Annotated in this window: 12 protein-coding genes; 10 read left to right on the forward strand and 2 right to left on the reverse strand. The window is 37.1% G+C overall.

Going from position 1 to position 21,320, the window contains the following annotated elements:
- The first annotated feature begins 99 nt into the window (after positions 1–99).
- Positions 100–1,770 (forward strand): glycerol-3-phosphate dehydrogenase/oxidase, encoded by a 1,671-nt coding sequence (locus V7138_RS13625; RefSeq protein ID WP_335398207.1) that lies wholly within the window; start codon positions 100–102, stop codon positions 1,768–1,770.
- Positions 1,771–2,304: 534 nt separating this feature from the next.
- Positions 2,305–4,032, forward strand: coding sequence for a phospho-sugar mutase (locus V7138_RS13630; RefSeq protein WP_335398209.1), 1,728 nt, complete (start codon positions 2,305–2,307; stop codon positions 4,030–4,032).
- Positions 4,033–4,089: 57 nt separating this feature from the next.
- Here V7138_RS13630 and V7138_RS13635 read toward each other — a convergent pair whose 3' ends face one another.
- Positions 4,090–4,329: a YhdB family protein gene (locus V7138_RS13635; protein ID WP_099353313.1), complete on the reverse strand. Its 240-nt coding sequence runs from the start codon at positions 4,327–4,329 to the stop codon at positions 4,090–4,092.
- Between the two features lie 199 nt (positions 4,330–4,528).
- Here V7138_RS13635 and V7138_RS13640 point away from each other — a divergent pair, with 199 nt between their 5' ends.
- On the forward strand, positions 4,529–4,885 hold the full coding sequence (locus V7138_RS13640; RefSeq protein WP_335398211.1) for a DUF3889 domain-containing protein: 357 nt from the start codon (positions 4,529–4,531) through the stop codon (positions 4,883–4,885).
- Between the two features lie 125 nt (positions 4,886–5,010).
- The gene (locus tag V7138_RS13645; protein WP_335398213.1) at positions 5,011–6,423 is read left to right on the forward strand and encodes a SpoVR family protein; all 1,413 of its coding nucleotides are present in this window, start codon (positions 5,011–5,013) and stop codon (positions 6,421–6,423) included.
- Positions 6,424–6,526: 103 nt separating this feature from the next.
- On the opposite strand, the gene V7138_RS13650 is transcribed toward V7138_RS13645, so the two are convergent.
- Positions 6,527–9,562, reverse strand: a complete 3,036-nt coding sequence (locus V7138_RS13650; RefSeq protein ID WP_335398214.1) for an efflux RND transporter permease subunit — start codon at positions 9,560–9,562, stop codon at positions 6,527–6,529.
- Between the two features lie 319 nt (positions 9,563–9,881).
- Between V7138_RS13650 and V7138_RS13655 the strand changes: the two genes are divergently transcribed.
- From V7138_RS13655 to V7138_RS13680, 6 genes are all read left to right on the forward strand, one after another.
- A complete protein-coding gene (locus V7138_RS13655) occupies positions 9,882–10,238 on the forward strand; it encodes a putative zinc-binding protein (RefSeq protein WP_335398216.1) in 357 nt (118 codons plus the stop codon).
- Between the two features lie 88 nt (positions 10,239–10,326).
- Positions 10,327–10,746 (forward strand): universal stress protein, encoded by a 420-nt coding sequence (locus V7138_RS13660; protein WP_335398218.1) that lies wholly within the window; start codon positions 10,327–10,329, stop codon positions 10,744–10,746.
- Positions 10,747–11,036: 290 nt separating this feature from the next.
- Positions 11,037–12,515: a SulP family inorganic anion transporter gene (locus V7138_RS13665; RefSeq protein WP_335398219.1), complete on the forward strand. Its 1,479-nt coding sequence runs from the start codon at positions 11,037–11,039 to the stop codon at positions 12,513–12,515.
- Positions 12,516–12,844: 329 nt separating this feature from the next.
- Positions 12,845–15,826, forward strand: a complete 2,982-nt coding sequence (locus V7138_RS13670) for an EAL domain-containing protein (protein ID WP_335398221.1) — start codon at positions 12,845–12,847, stop codon at positions 15,824–15,826.
- Positions 15,827–15,966: 140 nt separating this feature from the next.
- Positions 15,967–18,054 carry an EAL domain-containing protein gene (locus V7138_RS13675; protein ID WP_335398223.1) on the forward strand — a complete coding sequence of 696 codons (2,088 nt, stop codon included), beginning with the start codon at positions 15,967–15,969 and terminating at the stop codon, positions 18,052–18,054.
- Between the two features lie 25 nt (positions 18,055–18,079).
- Complete coding sequence (locus tag V7138_RS13680) at positions 18,080–21,313, forward strand: response regulator (protein ID WP_335398225.1); 3,234 nt, start codon at positions 18,080–18,082, stop codon at positions 21,311–21,313.
- The last annotated feature ends 7 nt before the right edge of the window (positions 21,314–21,320 follow it).

Below are 21,320 nucleotides of genomic sequence, written 5' to 3' on the forward strand. Positions count from 1 at the left end.
TTTCGGTAGGAGATTGGGAGAGACCGCAGGAGCATTGTCACTATTGTGCAATGTCTTTTGTGGTCTCTCTTTTTTTCTACCCTCAAGGAGTGGGGACGAATGTCACAGTTTTCAAGTATAAATAGAAGTTCTATTTTAGAGGAAATGGAGAAGGAAGTTCAAGACTTATTTATTATAGGTGGAGGAATTACGGGTGCAGGAATCGCACTTGATGCTTCAACCCGCGGACTTAAGACGGGCCTTGTTGAAATGCAAGACTTTGCAGCTGGAACATCAAGCAGGTCCACAAAGCTCGTTCATGGTGGTCTTCGTTATTTAAAACAATTTGAAGTTGGTCTAGTGGCCGAGGTTGGCAAAGAAAGAGCAATCGTGTACGAAAACGGTCCACATGTAACAACCCCTGAGTGGATGCTGTTGCCACTCCATCAGGGAGGAACGTTTGGGAAGTTTTCAACCTCCATCGGTCTTCGTGTGTACGATTTTTTAGCAGGAGTGAAAAAATCTGAAAGAAGATCGATGTTAAATGCAGAAGAAACATTAAAAAAAGAACCACTCATTAAGAAGGAAGGCCTTAAAGGTGGAGGCTACTATGTTGAGTATCGAACAGATGATGCACGCCTTACCATCGAGGTCATGAAAAAGGCCATTGAAAAAGGGGCAAAAGCGGTCAACTATGCAAAGGTTGAATCCTTTGTTTATGAAAATGAAAAGATAACAGGTGTATATGTAGTCGACCAATTAACAGGCAAAGAATATCAAATTATGGCCAAAAAAATTGTAAACGCAACAGGACCTTGGGTAGACAAAATGCGTGAAGCAGATCATTCGAAAAAAGGAAAAGTATTAAGGCTCACGAAAGGTGTCCATATCGTCATTGACCAATCCAAGTTCCCGTTAAAACAAGCCGTTTATTATGACACTCCAGACGGACGGATGGTATTTGCGATTCCACGTGACGGGAAAACATATGTTGGAACAACAGATACATTTTATGACAAGGATGCGGCTCATCCGACTATTACCGCTAAGGATCGTATCTATTTACTTAACACGATTAACTACATGTTCCCGACCGTCAAAGTAAAGGATTCAGATATTGAATCAAGCTGGGCTGGAGTTCGTCCACTAATATATGAAGAAGGAAAGGATCCTTCTGAAATTTCTCGTAAGGATGAAATTTGGGTTTCTGATTCTGGCTTAATCACAATTGCTGGCGGAAAATTAACAGGTTACCGCAAAATGGCGGAAACCGTAGTGGATCGAGTAGGGAAGCTCTTGGAGGAAGAAGGCCATACTCGTCTTAAACCATGTCAAACAAAGGATATTGCCATATCTGGAGGGAATGTTGGCGGTTCGAAAAACTACCCTGGGTTTGTCAGTGAAAAGGTGCAGCAATTAGTGAAGGAATTCCAGCTTACTACTGAAGACGCAGAAAAATTAACACGATTATATGGTTCAAACATTGAGATTGTGAAAGGAATGATGGCGGATTTGAAGGATTCCGCAACCAAAGCTGATCTTCCACTCGATGTCTTAGCATCCCTTGAATATGGTATTCAGTATGAAATGGTTACAAAACCAATCGATTTCCTTATTCGCCGAACCGGGGCAATGTTCTTCAATATGGATTGGGTCAACGAATGGAAAAAGCAGATTGTGGCCTACATGTCTCATCGTTTTAACTGGACTGACGCTGAAAGAAAAGGCTATGAAGCAGAGGTCGAATCCAATATTAAAGATGCGACAGAACCAAGTGGAGAAGATATGTAACAGACGGAGAAATCCGTCTGTTTTTTATGTGCTGGGCTAATGAATTGGATTATCAAATGAGTGAAAAACAGCTGTTGATATCCCGTAAAGAGGTTAAACGGTATACCAGCTGTGTAGTAAGTAGAAGTTGATATCCCGTAAAGAGGTTAATCGGTATATCAGCTGTGTAGAAAGTAGAAGTTGATATCCCGTAAAGAGGTTAATCGGTATATCAGATGTGTAGAAAGTAGATGTTGATATCCCGTAAAGAGGTTAATCGGTACATCAAATGAAGCAAAACAAGATGTTGATATACCGCATGAGAACTAATCGGTAAATCAGATCCAGGAAAAGGAGATGGTGATATACCGATGCCTAAGCGGATTTCTTCAATATGTAACTATGTTAGTAAAATATTAGCCTTTTTCCTCATTTTCATTCGATTTTATACAATCTATGATAAAATTAATTGGAAATCAACAGGATTTTATATAGAATAAGTAGAAGACAAAACAAGACTTCAATTTACAACTGAAAACAGGAGGTTCATCGTATATGAGCTGGATGGAAAAGTATAACCAATGGCTGAACATGCCAGGGTTAGATCAAGAAATCAAGAATGCATTACTTGAAAAGAAAGACAATCAAAAGGAACTTGAAGATTGCTTTTATAAAAACCTCGAGTTTGGAACTGGTGGAATGCGTGGGGAAATCGGGCCAGGAACAAACCGCATGAATATATATACTGTAAGAAAGGCTTCTGCAGGGCTTGCTGCTTTTATCGAATCATTCGGAGAAGAAGCGAAACGTCGAGGGGTTGTAATTGCGTATGATTCCCGTCATAAATCACCTGAATTTGCAATGGAGGCAGCGAAAACCCTAGCTTCACAAGGCATTCAAACCTATGTCTTTGATGAACTTAGACCAACACCAGAGCTTTCGTATGCAGTACGTCATTTAAATGCTTTTTCAGGAATCGTCGTAACAGCTAGCCATAATCCACCAGAATATAATGGGTATAAGGTATACGGTTCTGATGGAGGACAACTACCACCCGAAGCTGCTGATACAGTCATTGAAAAAGTAAATGCAATTGAGAATGAGCTTGAACTAAATGTGGGTAGTGAGGAAGATTTAAAGGCTTCTGGACTTATTCAAATCATTGGTACTGAAATTGATAATGCGTATACAGAAAAACTAAAAACCATTTCAATCAATCCCGAGCTTTCACGGGTTGGAGTAAAAGTTGTGTTTACGCCACTTCACGGAACGGCTAACAAGCCAGTTCGTAATGGCCTAAAAGCTTTTGGCTATGAAAACGTTACAGTTGTAAAAGAACAAGAACTTCCTGATCCAAACTTCTCAACAGTAAAATCACCCAATCCTGAAGAGCATGCTGCATTTGAACTTGCGATTAAAGAGGGTACGAAAATTGATGCTGATATCTTAATCGGAACAGACCCGGATGCAGACCGTTTAGGGGTTGCCGTAAAAGATGACAAAGGTGAATACGTTGTATTAACCGGTAACCAAACAGGTGCTATTTTACTTCACTACATTTTATCTGAAAAGAAAAAGCAAGGCATGCTACCTGAAAATGGGGTTGTTCTAAAGACGATCGTTACTTCTGAAATTGGACGAGAAATCGCTAAATCATTTGGGCTAGATACCATCGATACACTTACAGGCTTTAAATTTATCGGTGAAAAAATCAAGGAATACGAAAACACTGGAGATTATAAATTCCAATTTGGCTACGAAGAAAGCTATGGCTACCTAATTGGAGACTTTGTTCGTGATAAAGACGCTGTTCAAGCTGCTTTATTAGCGGTTGAAGTTTGTGCATATTATAAAAACAAAGGTATGACAATGTATGAAGGGTTAATGGAGATTTTTGAGAAATATGGGTATTATCGCGAAGGCCTTGAATCTTTAACATTGAAAGGTAAAGAAGGTGCAGAGCAAATCAATAATCTCCTTGCTAGCTTCCGCAGCACACCACCAATAGCTGTAGCTGGTCGAAAGGTAACTCGAATTGAGGACTATAAAGAGAGTGTTCGCACAAATGTAGGGGAAGGTCAAAAAGAAGAAATTAAACTTCCAAAATCAAATGTGTTAAAATACTTTCTCGAAGATGGTTCATGGTTCTGCTTAAGACCTTCTGGAACAGAGCCAAAAGTAAAATTCTATTTCGGTGTCAAAGGAAATTCATTAGCAGATAGCCAAAATGCGTTAAATGAAATTTCATCAGATGTCATGAAACAAGTCAATAACAACTTATAAATAAAAGGGACCCTATGGGTCCTTTTTTTATGTAATAAGTGGGGAACAGTTCCCCACTTACATATGAGCAGCTAATTCTTCCATGCTTTCTGTGGATGCATGGTCTATATAGCGTAGTAAAGAATATAACTGTCGTTCAATAACGGAATAGTCTTTTTCAAAATTATATGCGTGTAAAAAGTGTTCGATTTTTTTTGAAAGGAAATCATCCTTTGTTCGAACCATTAGAATAAGTAGGTTGTCCCACTGTGAACGATGTGTATAGTAAAGAGCTTTGTCGTAATCTACGGTATTCATCGCTTTTTCCCTCCTCTTTAGGAGTTGATTATAGTTTGTGGAGAAACGAAGATTTTTCTCGGTGTAAAACTTGGGCAAGAAGCCAAAACAATTTTGAATACATAAAAATGGCTCATTGTTTTTCTGGAAAAAATAAAATGATTAATATCTCCTGTAAACGCACAAAATACAATTGATTTTTACATAGGAGGTAATGACATTGGTAAAAAAGATATTCATCCCAATTTTTTGTAGTATGTTCCTTTTGGCAGGGGGTGGACTTGTAGGTGCACAGCAGAAACCACCTCAAAAACCGCCACAGGAGGAGCAACAGCTTCCAACAGATTATGAAAAATGGGGAAAAATTGCAGTTGAAGTTACAAAGTTAAATTACTCGGATAGCAGGATTAGTGATTATCAATATAGGGGTAGAGAAGAAATCACGGATAAGCAATCAAAGGATACGTTCGAATTGACTATTCAATCAAAAGACCGTACGTTTACAGCAAGAGTGATGATTCTGTTTAATCCCCAAACAGAATCGTTATTATCCTTAAGCATTGAAGAAGTAAAATAAGGGATGGAAATGGCCACGAATTGTGGCCATTTTTGGTTAAAAACATATAACATTCAAATCCCCCATTCATGATTTTGACTAATTACTCATAAATTGTGATAAGGACGAAAAGGGGGAGATCAACTGTGAGAGATTCGGACCGTCAGGCGCTCGAATATGCAATTGATGAAATTACAGAAATTGCAGAAGGATTTGGGCTTGATTTTTATCCAATGAGATATGAAATTTGTCCTGCAGATATTATTTATACATTTGGTGCTTACGGGATGCCAACACGTTTTTCTCATTGGAGCTTTGGAAAGCAATTTTATCGAATGAAGCTACAGTATGATTTAGGTTTAAGTAAGATTTACGAGCTCGTCATCAATTCTGACCCATGTTATGCATTTTTGCTTGATTCCAATTCCCTCATTCAAAACAAGTTAATTGTTGCCCACGTACTTGCACACTGTGATTTTTTCAAAAATAATTTTCGTTTTAGCAATACAAAGCGTGATATGGTCGAAAGTATGGCCGCAACCGCTGAGCGGGTAAAACATTATGAGCATTTATACGGAAAGCTTGAAGTGGAGACATTTTTAGATGCTGTATTGGCCATTCAAGAGCATATTGACCCTTCTTTAATGAGGCCAAAGCTTGCGTGGAGTCTTGAGGATGAGGAAGAGGAGGAAGTCAAACGAAGGTCTTCACCTTATGATGATTTATGGAACTTAGATCGAAAGCAAGCAAATGAAAAGCCGGTTACTCGAAAGAAAAGAAAATTCCCACCACAGCCTGAAAAAGATATTCTTTTATTTATTGAACAATATAGTCGCGAACTTGAGGATTGGCAGCGTGATATCTTAACAATGATGCGCGAGGAAATGCTCTATTTCTGGCCTCAGCTTGAAACGAAAATTATGAACGAAGGCTGGGCTTCGTATTGGCACCAGCGCATTATTCGTGAAATGGATTTAACGTCTGATGAAGCGATTGAGTTTGCGAAGCTTAACGCAGGTGTTGTTCAGCCATCAAAAACAAGCATTAATCCATATTATTTAGGTTTGAAAATCTTTGAAGACATAGAGGAACGCTACAATAACCCCACGAAGGAAATGATGGAACGTGGTGTTCAGAAAGCCTCTGGACGAGAAAAAATCTTTGAGGTTCGCGAAGTGGAATCGGATATTTCGTTCATTCGAAATTATTTAACAAAGGATTTAGTACTGCGTGAGGACATGTATCTGTTCCAAAAGCAAGGTCGAGATTATAAAATTATTGATAAGCAGTGGACACAAGTTCGTGACCAGCTTGTAAACATGCGCGTCAATGGAGGTTTTCCGTATATCACCGTCAATGATGGGGATTATCTAAAAAGTGGTGAACTGTACTTAAAACACTGGTACGAAGACATTGAATTAGACTTAAAATATCTTGAAAAAGTACTGCCTTATATTTTCCAACTTTGGGGCAGACCGGTTCACATGGAAACCATTCTTGAGAATAAAACAGTTGTGTTTACGTATGATGGCAAGTCCGTCCATCGAAAATATATTTAAAAAAGTAGAGAAGCTGCTGTGTTTGGTGGTAGCTTCTTTACGTTGTGCTTAAAACGAAAAAACAGTCCTTTTGCATTTTCATGCAAAGAGGACTGTTAATGATTTAAGATAAGGATAAATCTTGTTCAGTTGATTGAATTGTTCGTTGTTTTTTAGATTTTTTAAAATAAAGTAGCTCATAGATACAAGGGATGACGATTAGTGTCAGAAGGGTTGCCATGGCTAAGCCACCTATAACTACGATGGCGAGACTTTGTGAAACTAAGCTTCCGGTTTCAGATTCTTTCAATAAAAGCGGGAGCATCGCACAAATTGTGGCAATCGCCGTCATAAAAATCGGCCTCATTCTAGTAGCTGTTGCTTCTATGAGTGCATCTCGAATCGTCATTTTTTGTTCATTTTGTTTAACTCGATCAAGAAGAACTATCGCATTTGTTACGACAATTCCTATAAGCATCAGTGCCCCTAATAGAGCTGTTATATCAACAGATATTCCACTAATAACAATTCCTAATATAGCACCAATTGCAGCTAATGGAAGTGAGAAAAGAATGGCAATAGGTGCCTTAATGGATTTAAATGTGATCACCATAATTAAAAATACAATCCCAATTGAAACAAGCATGATGAGAAATAAATCTGTAAAGTCTTCTGTCTGTTGGGCGCTTGCTCCTCCAACAAGAACTTCTACATTATTTGGTAGCTTCATTCCTTCCAGATCCTTGTTATCTCCAAATATTTCAAGATTTACCTTGCTCGATATTTCAGACAGTTTTGCAGGGTCTACAGCAGCTGTGACACGAAGATAGGTTTCTCCATCTTTATGAAATTGGTTTGTTGAACGTTCTTCACTTTGTAAGGAAGCAATCGATGAAACTGGTACAAGACCGCCTTCTGTTAAGACTGGAATATTTTTTAAGTCATCCGGTGTCTTAGTGTCGATAACAGGCTCTAACACAACGGGTGTTTGTTTATCATCCAATGTAACTGTTCCAATCGGGGTTTGATTGAGCATCACACCAAGTTGGCCTGCAATTTGTTCTGTATTTCCTTTCAAAGGATCAACGTTCAAGGAATACACAGTTTTCTTTTCATCTTGGTTTGTTGTTACCTCTTCAACACCATCGATGTTTTCAACTTTTTCTTTAGTCGTGTTTGCGACTGTTTCAAGATCTGACACGTCCTCTCCAATCACATCGATAGTGATCGTGGTACTAGCCCCTCCCATCATAAATGAAGATGCGAATACGTCAAACTGAGCTTCAGGATATAAATCCTTTTTCTTTTCAACTTCTTTTATCACTTTATCTGTGTTTTCTTTATCTTTTAAGAAAATGCTAAAGCTTGCTTCTGTAGGTGAGCCGACATGACCGAATTGTGCAGCTTCAGCGGAAGAGCCAACTTGAGAAAACATATATTTAACGTCATCTATTTTTCGAATCGATGATTCGAGCTCAATTGTTTTTTCCTTCACCTCTGCAATGGGTGTATCATTTGGAAAACTTAAAGTGGCAACAACATAGTCGGCGGACGAGTTGTCGACAGCACCTTTAGGAATGGCAAAGTATGTCCCGATAGAACCAGCAAACAATAAAAATGAAACTGTGAAAACAATCCATTTATGATTTAATGACCACGTGACCATTTTTGGAAAACGAATAGCTGGTTTATGTTTAGGAAGCTTAGTATTCTTCAATAGCCCAGCGCTCATGACTGGTACAACTGTTAATGCAACAAGTAAGGAAGCGAGTAACGAATAAGTTACCGTTAATGCGAATGGTAATAGAAATTCTTGAAGTCCACCATTTAACAAACTCATCGGCAAGAAAACTGCTACGGTTGTTAGCGTTGAGGAAGTAATGGCTACTCCTACTTGTTTTGTAGCATCAATTACCATTTGGACAGAGAATTTCTCGGTTTGCATTTTTCGGAAAATGTTCTCAATGACAACAATACTGTCATCTACAAGACGCCCAACGGCAACCGCTACACCACCTAAAGTTAAAATATTCAATGTAATTCCAGACCATGACAGTAGGAATAATGTGAAACAGAGAGAAAGTGGGATCGAAACAATTGTAATAAAAGTCGTTCTGATATTACGCAGAAAAATCATGATGACGATTGTGGCGAATAAAGCTCCAAGAAGGACTTCCTTCATCATTGTTAGCACCGACGTTTCCACCATATCAGCAGATGAAACATACACTACGGACTCCTGCTGATCATACTTTTCATTAATTTCCTTTGTCACCTTTTCCACTTCTTTGCTGACTGTTACTGCATTTGATTGGCTGTCTTTCGTGATGCTAATATCTAAACTATCTTTCCCGTTAAAACGACTTATGAAGTTTGCATTATTTGTTTTTTCAATCGTTGAGATATCTCCTAGCGTAACATCTGGAGCTACAAGTAAACCTTTCAGTTTTTCCAAACTCGTTACGTTACCAACTACCTTAATATTGCTTGATTTTCCATCAATCGTTTTTTCTCCAATACTTAAGGCAGTATTTTGACCTTGAAGAACACCCATAACGGCCTGAAGTGAAACTTGTTTTTCTGATAACTTTTCATTATCAATTTTTACGGATACGATTGAGTCTGTAATTCCATACAAATCAGCACTTGAGACACCTTTAATATCTTGGTATATGGGCTGGAGTTTTTCCCGTGCAAATGCTATATTTTCTGCGGTCATTCCATCTTCAAACGTAACAGCAATGTTTACAATCGGAATCATCGAAGTATTAAGCTGTGTAACAGTTGGCTTTGATATGTTAGATGGCAGAGCGACGTTGTTAAGTGCATCTTGCACATCTTGCTTTGCTTGCTTCATATCAGAGCCAGCTTCAAAAAATAGATCAGTTTTCGAAAATCCATCCCCTGTTGTGGAATAAACAGAAGTTTTTCCATTTACACCATTTACCGCTCTCTCCACAGGAATGGTCACTTCTGTTTCCATTGTTTTGGAATCTGTACCTGGACCCATTGCAATAATCGTTACCTGTGGATTATCAGCTTCAGGTAAAAACTCCATTGGGAGCCTAAAATAACTAACTATACCCATTACTAAAATTAATAGGGTCATTAATGCAACCGCAGGCTTATTGCTAAATGCCCATTTTGTTATAAACGACACTGGTCAGTCACCTCTTTAAAATAGTAAATTTCATAAAAACATAAATTGATTTGAAGGGTTTAACTGAATTGACAAAAAATTAACACTTTTACATTACTTTCATAATTTTACCTCTTTTCCCAATTGTTATACCTCATCATCATTGTAGGAAAAGTGAACCTTCAAGGCATTGAGCCGTAGCATTAACTTCTTCTAAGACCTGGGACCTATTGGAAAAGTTTAATTTGTAAAATCGCTCTCCAAAAAGGTGACGTTCTTCACAGACTTTATATGAAAATTAAACTAAAATGGATTTCAAATATCATTGGAGGGGAATGTAGTGGAAGCAAAGAATTTACCTTTAGTGTACTCATGCTCAGGTTGTTCATCGGCTGCACAAACGGCGAACACGATTGCCATAAAAATGGACCGTGAAAATGTAGCTGAAATGTCTTGTATTGCAGGTGTGGGAGGAGATGTAAAACCACTTGTAAAAACAGCAAAATCAGGACGTGATATCATAGCGATCGATGGTTGTCATTTAGCGTGCTGTAAACATATTTTGGCAAGACATGATCTTGAAGCAAAGCATCATTTTGTACTAACGAATTTTGATGTTCCAAAAAAGCAACATCAAGACCCAGACCCTCAGCTTACCCAAAATGCATATAAACAGATTTTAGAGTTAACGAAATAATACTGATTTTAAAAATTAAATAGATGTAAAAAAGGAAATCAAGTGTCTTTTACAGAAGATAATAACTAGGCTTTTTGGGGAGGTAGTTTTGTACAATAAAATCTTACTAGCAGCAGATGGATCGGAGCATTCCAAACGTGCTGCAGATCATGCAATTATGATTTCCAATGCCAATCCATATGCAAAAATTGAGATTGTCTATGTTGTCGATCCGAATAAGGTGAAATCCGATGTGTTAGAGAATTGGAATGCTCCCGATATTGGTGACAGTCGCAGATTTCGTTTAAAGGATATAGAAAAACGAATAAGGAATTCCGGGATTGCTTATGAACTTATCTTTCTCCACGGTGAGCCGGGCCCTACTATCGTTAGTTATGCGAATAAAAATAAGTTTGACCTTATTATCATTGGGAGTAGAGGACTCAATGTCTTGCAAGAGTTTGTCCTCGGAAGTGTTAGTCATAAAGTGGCTAAGAGGGCCAATTGTCCAGTGTTAATTGTCAAATAAAATGAGCAGGTAGTCTTTTCTTTGAAAAGCACTAGCTGCTTTTTGTTTTGTTTAGATTGTCTAAAAACTACCATTAAAGATTTATGTTTTTTATTATTCCTTAGTGAAAGTTAAAGAAAAGCGAAGGATTGGGAAGATAAAAAGGGGTGATTGCGTTTACACTGTGATTTCACAGAACAGCGACAATCCGCTATACTATGATTTGTTCAAGACGGACCCGACTTTCATGAGAGTTGAAAGTCAAAAAATAGATAGACAACATCTAAAAAAAGGTAGAAAGAGGTGCTCAATTGGATTTATCAACATTTAAAACTGAATGGTTTGGCAATGTACGTGGAGATATTCTTGCAGGTATTGTTGTTGCACTTGCGCTTATTCCGGAGGCAATTGCCTTTTCACTAATTGCAGGGGTTGACCCAATGATTGGGTTGTATGCATCTTTCTGTATTGCGGTTACAATCGCATTTGTTGGGGGAAGACCTGGGATGATTTCTGCAGCAACAGGTGCAACTGCCTTGTTAATGGTCACATTGGTTGCTGATCACGGTCTTCAATATTTACTGGCTGCCACGATTTTAACGGGGGTTATCCAAATAATCATGGGTGTGTTAAAGCTTGGAAGACTCATGAAATTTGTTCCACGCTCTGTAATGACGGGATTTGTAAACTCACTTGCGATTCTAATTTTTGCGGCCCAGTTGCCGCATTTTGCAGGTGAATCATGGGTAATGTATGCAATGGTAGCAGGAGCTTTGGCGATTATTTATATTTTCCCACGTTTTACAAAGGTTGTTCCATCGCCATTAATTGCAATTATTGTGATGACGATTATCGCCGTCATGACAAATAGTGGAGTGCGTACGATTGGGGATATGGGTGAACTCCCGTCAACTTTACCAACCTTTTTACTTCCTGATATCCCGTTAAATTTTGAAACGTTGAAAATTATTTTTCCATATTCTTTATCGATTGCAATTGTTGGCTTAGTTGAATCGCTATTAACAGCTTCAATTGTCGACGATATGACTGATACTGAAAGTGATAAAAATAAAGAAGCACGTGGACAAGGGATTGCGAACATTGTCTCAGGTTTCTTTGGTGGAATGGCAGGTTGTGCGATGATTGGACAGTCTGTCATTAACGTTAAATCAGGTGGACGCGGAAGACTTTCTGCGTTTGTTGCCGGAACGTTTTTGATGGTCTTAATCTTAGTATTAAAAGATTTCTTAGTCCTAATTCCAATGGCAGCCCTTGTTGGAGTCATGTTCATGGTTTGTATCGGAACGTTTGACTGGTCTTCATTACGCACCCTTCATAAGGTTCCAATCACAGACACGATTGTTATGATTGTAACGGTAATCACCGTTTTACAAACAAATGACCTTTCCAAAGGGGTTTTAGCTGGAGTTATCTTAAGTGCCATTTTCTTTGCTTCTAAAATTTCAAAAGTAAAAGTTACAAGTCTTTCAGCACAGGATTCGCAAAAGAAAGTATACAATGTCTCAGGACAACTGTTCTTTGCTTCTGTTACCGATTTTGTAACTAGCTTTGATTTCAAGGAAGATGTAAAGGAAATTGATCTAGATTTATCAAATGCCCATCTTTGGGATGACTCTGCGGTAGGGGCGATTGATAAGGTCGTCATTAAATATCATCAAAATGGGATAAAGGTAAATATCAAAGGCTTAAATACAGAAAGCAATAAATTAGTTGAAAAACTTGCTGTTTACAAGATGCCCGGTGCTCTTGATAAAGTCGCAAATGAATAAGATAGTTAGACACGCTGTTTATACGCAGCGTGTTTTTTTGTCTTTAAAAGTTATTACGGGCAGAACTTTTAGTTACCCCCGAAACTACTAAAAGTCAGTAGTATTTTTTTGCTCTTAGGCGAGTAGGAATACCTTCCTACAATAAAATAAGAACACCTTCCTATATGAATAAGAATGGAAGGTGATACTTTTTTACGACAATTTCCAGCAAAATAGGTAACAGGATAAATATTTAAAAAGTCAGACGAGAATCACTATACATCCAAATCTGTAGAGGGAAACGCTTTTTCATTATAGAAAGATGAGTCATTCTTATAAGGGGGATAACAATGGCAGGACTATCTTTTTTCAAACAGCTAACAAGGTTTTCAAATGATGATACATTTTTACCTAAAACAGCAAAATATGAGATGGAGGATAATGAATATTTATTAAAAGCACTGATCGATAATCATCCCCAAGCCGTTTTAGCCTTTGATGTAAATGTGAATTTATTGCATTTTAACCCGTCAGTACTAAAAACATTTGGATACAAGGAAAAGGAATTACCTAGTAAATTACAACAATATTTACACGGAACTAATAAATACAAACGAAAAAAACATCACCAACTTGCTCTACAGGGAAAAGTACAAAATTATCAAACTGGAGTAACACATGCAAATGGGGAAAAAATCGATATTGATGTTACTTTAATACCTATTAAAAATAACAATGGCGAAACGACAAACATTTATGCAGTAGCGAAAGATATAACAACATATGTTCAACATGAGAGAGAATTGAAGAAAATCAAAGGCAGCCTTGAATTAGCGCAAAAAGTGGGTGCAATCGGCAGTTATGACTATGACATTATTGAAGATGAGGCCTATTGGTCAAATCAGATGTATGTGCTATACGGAATAGAGGACGTGGAACAATTTGTTCCAACATTTGGCGGAATTTCAGAGCTCGCCCATCCGGAAGACCGGGAAAAGTTTAAAAAAGCTGTGCTTTCAGCAATTAAAGATAAAAGAAGTTTTAGTTCTGAATTTAGAATCCTTCGTAAGAATGGGTCAATTATTCATGTATATAATCAAGCAGATGTCATTTTAGACGAAGAAAAGAATCCTGTTCGATTCATAGGAACTGTTCAAGATATCACTAAAAGAAAAACTGCAGAGCTAAAGCTCAAAGAAAATGAAAAATTAATAGAACATATTTTTGATAATTTAGATGTAGGCATCTGGTCTTACGATATGAAAAAAGCCCAATATGAGTTGGTATCAAAAGGGACCGAATCAATTACAGGGTATTTACCTTCTCATTTTTCTAATCGTCTATCCTGGGATTCTCTCATCCATCCAGATGATTTTTCGGCTTTCCAACAGCGGCATTTAAATATACAAGAGGGGCAGAATTTCAATCATCAATATCGTATCATTCATCGAAATGGCGAAATAGTATGGGTTCATGAACAAGTATTACCAGTCTATGATGATAGCCATAATATCGTAAGACTTAATGGAATCGTTTCAAATATCACTGAACAAAAAGAATATGAAAAGAGAATTCAATATTTAGCTTTCCATGATTATTTAACCAAACTGCCGAACCGCATCCTTTTTGAAGAGAAAGTGAAAGAATTAATTAGCGTTTCGAATAACGATAGAAATCACTTCTCCATCTTATATCTTGATTTAGATCGCTTCCGGAATATTAATGAATCACTTGGACACCACATTGGGGACAAATTACTTTATGAGTTTGGGCAAAGGGTGAACATGTTATTAAACAAAAATTCTTTATTTGCTAGGCTTGGCGGTGATGAGTTTGGCGTTATAATCTGGGATTATCAAGAGTCAGATTACCCGATTGCTGTTGCAAAATTAATCATTGATTGCCTTGACGTACCATTTTATATTGAAGATTTTGAATTACTCATCACCACGAGTGTCGGCATAAGTACTTATCCTGAAAACGGGAAAACAATAGAGGAGTTAGTTAAAAATGCGGATGCGGCTTTATATCGAGCAAAGTCAAGTGGTAAAAATACGTATCATATTTATTCTTCCTCATTAAGCATCAATTCCTTCAAGCAGTTTTATCTTGAAAGGGATTTAAGAAAAGCGATTGAGAAGAACCAATTAGTTGTCTATTTTCAACCAAGAGTAGATTCCAGTACAGGTAAAATAGTAAGTGCGGAAGCATTGGTACGATGGGAGCATCCTGTGTGGGGACTTGTATCCCCACTCGAATTTATTCCGCTTGCCGAAGAAACAGGATATATTAATGAAATTGGGGACTGGGTTTTAAGGGAAGTATGCAATAGTCTAAACCAATGGAAACAACAAAACTATGAAGTGGTGCCAATTTCCGTTAATATATCGGCACAGCGATTCCTAAAAAGCGATTGGAAATCAAATTTAATCACTACATTGGAAAGTAGCGAAATGGATCCATCATTAATCGAATTTGAAATTACGGAAACGACCATGATTAAGCATGAAGAAACCGTAAAATTAGCTCTACAATTTATTAAGAGTCTAGGGATTAAAATAGCTTTAGATGATTTTGGAACAGGATATTCTTCTATCACATATTTAAAGGATTATCCAATTGATACAATCAAGATTGACCAATCTTTTACGAAACATATTGCAAAAACAGATAATGTCGAAACCATTATTAAATCACTTATTTTTATGGCGAAAGGTTTAAAAATGAATGTTGTAGCAGAAGGTGTAGAAACAATTGAGCAGTTAACTTTTTTGAGACAGCAGGAATGCCAAGAAATTCAAGGGTATATCTTTAGCAAACCGGTACCAGAGGAGACTTTTCAAGGTTTATTAAAGAAAATGATTTTGAAACCAAGCTTTAACAGCGACACATCAAAATTTCCGAACAGAAGACGTTATTATCGAATTAATCTTTTATTCCCAATAAGTTCACAAATGACACTCACTACGATACTTGGAAATAAAGTTGAATTAGGAAATACGGAAATTTTAATTGAAGACATCGGCCCAGGTGGATTAAGATTTCTATCAACCATTCACTTACCAGTACGACCGGATATCTCGTATCAATTCAAGACAAAGATCATGGATGAGATGATGACTTTAAATGGTCATGTTGTTTGGAAGGAAGAAGTAAAAGGAGTATTCCAATATGGTATTAAATTTAATATGGAGGAGAGTCAAAGAGATGAACTTGTAAAGTTTTTAAATTATTTTTCTCTCCAATTAAGAAATAACCCATTTGTTCCAAACTGTGATTTTGTAAAGGAAGAGAAAATTTGCTATTTAAAAAGAGCAACCCCGCAAGAGTAAAAAAGGGGATGCTCTCTCTTTTTTGTTGAAATGGAAAAAAATATAGTCTATTTTACACTTATATTAAAATCCACCCAACCTTCCAAGTGTGATATTCTATTATAGAATATGTCGAAAATTTGTTTATTTGGGGTGTGGGAATGTCAACGGTGGAAAAAATAAATATTCTCTTAGTGGATGATCGCCCAGAGAATCTCTTAGCTTTAGAAGCCATTATTGAAAAAGATAATTACAATCTTATTAAAGCCTATTCAGGAGAAGAAGCTTTAAAGTATCTATTAAAATACGAATTTGCTGTCATTTTATTGGATGTTCAAATGCCAGGAATCGATGGAATTGAAACTGCCAAAATAATCAAAGCGCGTGAGAAAACAAAAAATATTCCAATTTTATTCATCACAGCTAATAATATGGACTCGGATCATATTTTTAAAGGATATTCTGTTGGGGCCATTGATTATATCCTAAAACCTGTTGATCCCATTATATTAAAGGCAAAGGTAGATGGCTTTGTAGAAATTTATTCAATAAAAAAACAGTTAATGAAGCAAACAGAATTATTATCTAAAAAAAATAGTGAAATTGAATATGTTGCCTTACATGATTATTTAACGGGTTTGCCTAATCGCAGAATGTTCCAAGATGAATTAGCCTCCCGTGTAACCGAAGCAAAAAAAATGAATCAAGCAATAGGTGTTATTGTTTTAGACATCGACTACTTCAAGTATGTAAACGATTCGCTTGACTTTAATACGGGAGACCGGGTACTTCAAGAGATTGCTAAGCGATTAAATCGGACGGTAAGGAGTGGAGACTTTGTTGCAAGATTTGGAGGAGATGAATTCTCTATCATTTTACCTCATACGGATCGTGAGCAAACACTTGAAATTGCGACAAATATTCATCATGCCTTTAATGAACCCTTGTACATTGACCACTATGAATTGTTTTTTACGGCAAGCATTGGATTAAGTATCTTTCCTTATGATGGAGAAGACGTGGTAAATCTTATTAAGAACGCGGGTACCGCTCTGTTCCGTGCAAAAGAACAAGGAAAAAATAATTATAAACTGTATCACTCCGGAATGAATCTTCAATCATATCGGACGTTTATCATGCAAAACGATTTACGTAAAGCGGTTGAACGAAATGAACTTTCGCTTGTTTATCAACCACGTATGGAATTAGAAACAGGTAAAATTAAGAGTGCGGAGGCTTTGTTACGTTGGGAGCATCCAAGATGGGGGAAACTTTTTCCAGGTGAATTTATCCCATTGGCTGAAGAATCAGGGCAAATCATTGAATTAGGTGAGTGGGTTCTTCTAACCGTTTGCAAGCAATTAAGGGCTTGGGCAGAGATGGGGTTAACACCGAGAAGGATAGCCATTAATTTCTCAGCACAGCACTTTCTCCAAAAGGACTTAGTCGAAAAAATGAACCAGATTTTAGTACAATATGATGTAAGTCCTAAGTTAATTGAAATTGAAATTACAGAATCAGTCCTCTTAGGTAATGAAACTGTTGTATCAAAAACACTCAATCAATTAAATGACATGGGAGTAAAGGTAAGTATTGATGACTTTGGGACAGGTTATTCGTCGCTTAGCTATTTAAGACGATTCCCCATTCATGCTTTAAAGATTGATAAAACATTTATTGATGAGATCACAGGTGATTCACCTAATGATACAGTGTTAACAGAGGCAATCATAACACTAGCCCATAATTTGAATATGACGGTTATTGCTGAAGGGGTAGAGTCAGAGCAGCAGATGGCACTGTTACGGAAACTTAAATGTGAAGAGATGCAAGGGTATCTATTAAGCCCTCCATTAGTTATTGATAAATTCGAAGAGTTTCTATCCACTCACAATGAAAAAATGGATAGTAATCTAGAAATTAAAAACACTACTCAACATCATGACCTACCTCCAATTGAGGAACTCGGTGAGCTAGGTGCCATTCAAAATCCAAAAATGATCAGTTCTGCAATCCATATCACAAAGGAAACCTTTTCGATTACAACAAGAGAAATGGATGTGTTTGAGCTCCTTTTATCAGGGTTAACCAATAAAGAAATCTCTGAAAAATTATTTATTAGCGAGCATACTGTAAAAAATCATATAACAAAAATCTTTCAAAAACTAAATGTGACTGATCGTGTTCAAGCAATAGCTTTAGTTTACCAAACATGCTTTGAGATTGGAGAGCCACAGACTAGTAAATAATCGTTACACAGAAAGGAGCCCATTAATGAAAATTAGAACAAAATTATTATTAGGGCTAAGTACATTACCAATTCTTCTAATTGTTCTTATCGCGATTGGATTGTCTCAAATCTCAAGTCTCAATAAAATGAATTCTACTTTGCAATCGAACTATGAATTAACGATTCTAGCAGAGGAAATTCATCGTGGAATTAAGGATGAGGGCATTCGATTACGAAATCTGGTTCTATTTAATGACAAGAAAACAGTTCAAGAAGAAATAGCAAAATTACAGGAATTGGATCAAACAATTTTAACAAATATTGCATCAATTGAGGATAAGGCAGACACCGAAGAACAAAAGGACTTAATTAAGAAGCTTAAAGATACAAATGCTGACTTTAATGTGTATCAAAACGAGTTAATCAATCTGGTGAATGCGGGGAATAAGGAAGAAGCTCTCCAGTTAATTGATGAGAGTTCAGTCCAGATTCATGAAGAATTTTTTACCATTCTTACAGATATAACAGATTCTTTAGAGGCTACACAGAAATCGTCACTAGATACTATTGTTTCAGATTTTAAACGTGAACTCATAATAAGTGCCCTTATCTTAATTAGTAGTGTCATTTTAATCATGAGCCTTCTTTCAAAGAGTGTGTGGACACTTTCTTCTAAGTTAAATAAAGTCTCAGCAGTGATGAAACAAGTAGCAAATGGTAGTTCTGCCCTGAATACAAAGGTAGAAGTGATTGCCAATGATGAGATTGATGAAGTGGCAAGTGCTTTTAATATAATGACAGATTCATTAGAAGAACAAATGAAAAAAGAACAAGAGTTAACCTGGGCAAAATCAAATATTGCAGAGATCACGACAAGCTTAACAGGTATAAACGACTTAGAGACGTTAGCACAGACTTTTCTATCTAAGACAGTACCGTTAGTAGAATCAAGCCATGCTGTATTTTATGTTAAGAATTTGGAAGTCGCTGAAGATGATACAGAAAATTATAAACTGCTTGCCTCCTATGCCTTTAAGGAACGAAAGAATCTAACAAATAGGATTCGTGCAGGGGAGGGATTGATTGGCCAGGCAGCACTCGAAAAATCTCCGATTATCTTAACAGATGTCCCGTCTGATTATGTACGAGTAAGCTCAGGGTTAGGTGAAGCATCACCTCTAAATATATACGTTTTACCGATTGTTTTTGAGGGGGATGTAAAGGCAATTGTCGAAATTGCTTCTTTCAAATTATTTAGTGATACTCAACAAAATTTCCTTGAGGAATTGATGAATAGTCTGGGCATTATCATTGAAAGTGTAATGGGAAGAATTAGACTCGCAACTTCACTAGAGGAATCACAAACCTTGATGGAGGAAGTTCAAGCACAATCTGAAGAACTTCAGACACAACAAGAGGAACTAAGGGCAACCAATGAAGAACTTGAGGAACAAACACAGGCCCTTCGTCAATCAGAGGAAAAGCTGCAAGTTCAACAAGAAGAGCTAGAACAAACAAATGCAGATTTAGAAGAAAAGGCAAAGAGCTTAGCCGATCAAAATAAGAGATTTGAACAAACGAACAGAGAAGTTGAGGCTGCCAGAGCGGAACTAGAGGAAAAAGCAAAACAACTTGCATTAAGTTCGAAATATAAGTCTGAGTTCCTTGCAAATATGTCTCATGAGCTAAGAACACCGTTAAATAGCCTTCTTATTTTATCAAAGCTATTAACCGATAACCCTGATGGAAATTTATCCTCAAAACAGGTCGAATATTCAAGTACAATCTACTCTGCTGGTAACGATTTACTTGCTCTGATTAATGATATATTGGACTTAGCAAAGATTGAATCCGGAAAAATGGAAGTAAATCCAAGTCAAGTCGTAATTGAGGATTTAGCTGATTTTGCAGAAAAAGGTTATCGACCAGTCGCAAATGAAAAGGGTCTGAAGTTTACGGTTGACGTGAAGAAAGGTGTTCCTTCCTATCTTTATAGTGATGAACAAAAAGTGCAACAGGTATTAAGAAATCTCTTATCAAATGCCTTTAAGTTCACTAGCGTCGGAGAAGTTAAATTGGAAATTTCCAGCTATCAAAAAGTCAATGAAAAACCTTATCTTGCCTTTTCTGTGATTGATAGTGGTATCGGAATTCCAGCTGAGAAACAGGGACTTATTTTTGAAGCATTCCAGCAAGCAGATGGTACAACTAGTCGAAAATATGGAGGAACTGGCTTGGGCTTATCGATAAGCAGGGAAATTGCATCTCTTTTAGGTGGAGAAATTATTTTACAAAGTGAAGAAGGAAAGGGAAGCACCTTTACATTTATTGTTGGTGAGTACCAGCTTGGTACGGAGCAACAAGAGGCCATTAAAGAGGCTGCTGCATCATATGAGCAAATAATTGAACGATTGCCTAAAAGGGAAAAAACAAAAATAGTTGAACAAGAAGTTCCAGTTATTGATGAACATAGCCAGATCAAAAGACTCTTACTTATTGACGATGATCCGTTACAACGGATTGCTCTAATGGAATATATAGGGGATATGGATATCATCATCAAGGCTGTTTCATCAGGCTTTGAAGCAATTGAGGAATTAAAGGTCAGTTCCTTTGACTTCATCATTTTAGATTTAGGGTTACGGGATACGAATGGCTTTGATCTATTAGCAAAAATAAAGAATTCCCATCATCATGAAGATGTTAAAGTGTTAGTCTATACAGGACGTGATCTATCATCAAAAGAGGAACACCATTTAAATAAGTATGTTCATCAAATTATCATTAAGGATGAACATTCTCCGATGAGATTGAAGGAAGAGATTTCATTGCTACTTGATCATCAAGATTCAAAGAAGGATGATATGGAGATGATTTCAGCGAATGCCATTGGTGAGCAAACTAGCCTGCATGGAAAGAAAATTCTTCTTGTCGATGATGATGTACGAAATGTATATGCGATTTCAAATATCCTTGAGATGTACGGAATGAATGTGGTCTTTGCAGAAAATGGGATTGAGGGAATAGAATTATTGCAGCAACAACCTGATATTGACCTGGTATTAATGGACATCATGATGCCTGAAATGGACGGCTATGAGGCAATTAAAAGGATTAGAGCCCATTTAGAATTCACTTCGCTCCCAGTTATCGCTTTAACTGCGAAAGCCATGAAGGAAGACCGCGAGAAATGTATGGAAGTAGGGGCATCAGATTACATTGTCAAACCGATTAATCCGGATCAACTCATTTCATTAATGAAGGTTTGGTTATATTAAGGAGAGG

Source organism: Bacillus sp. JJ1533 (assembly GCF_036965045.1).
GTDB lineage: Bacteria > Bacillota > Bacilli > Bacillales > Bacillaceae_L > Ferdinandcohnia.

Excerpts from the sequence above, each read along its gene's own strand:
- V7138_RS13670 (WP_335398221.1), top strand. The coding sequence starts at position 12,845 with ATGGCAGGACTATCTTTTTTCAAACAGCTAACAAGGTTTTCAAATGAT.
- V7138_RS13630 (WP_335398209.1), top strand. The coding sequence starts at position 2,305 with ATGAGCTGGATGGAAAAGTATAACCAATGGCTGAACATGCCAGGGTTA.
- V7138_RS13625 (WP_335398207.1), top strand. The coding sequence starts at position 100 with ATGTCACAGTTTTCAAGTATAAATAGAAGTTCTATTTTAGAGGAAATG.
- V7138_RS13635 (WP_099353313.1), bottom strand. The coding sequence starts at position 4,329 with ATGAATACCGTAGATTACGACAAAGCTCTTTACTATACACATCGTTCA.
- V7138_RS13675 (WP_335398223.1), top strand. The coding sequence starts at position 15,967 with ATGTCAACGGTGGAAAAAATAAATATTCTCTTAGTGGATGATCGCCCA.
- V7138_RS13680 (WP_335398225.1), top strand. The coding sequence starts at position 18,080 with ATGAAAATTAGAACAAAATTATTATTAGGGCTAAGTACATTACCAATT.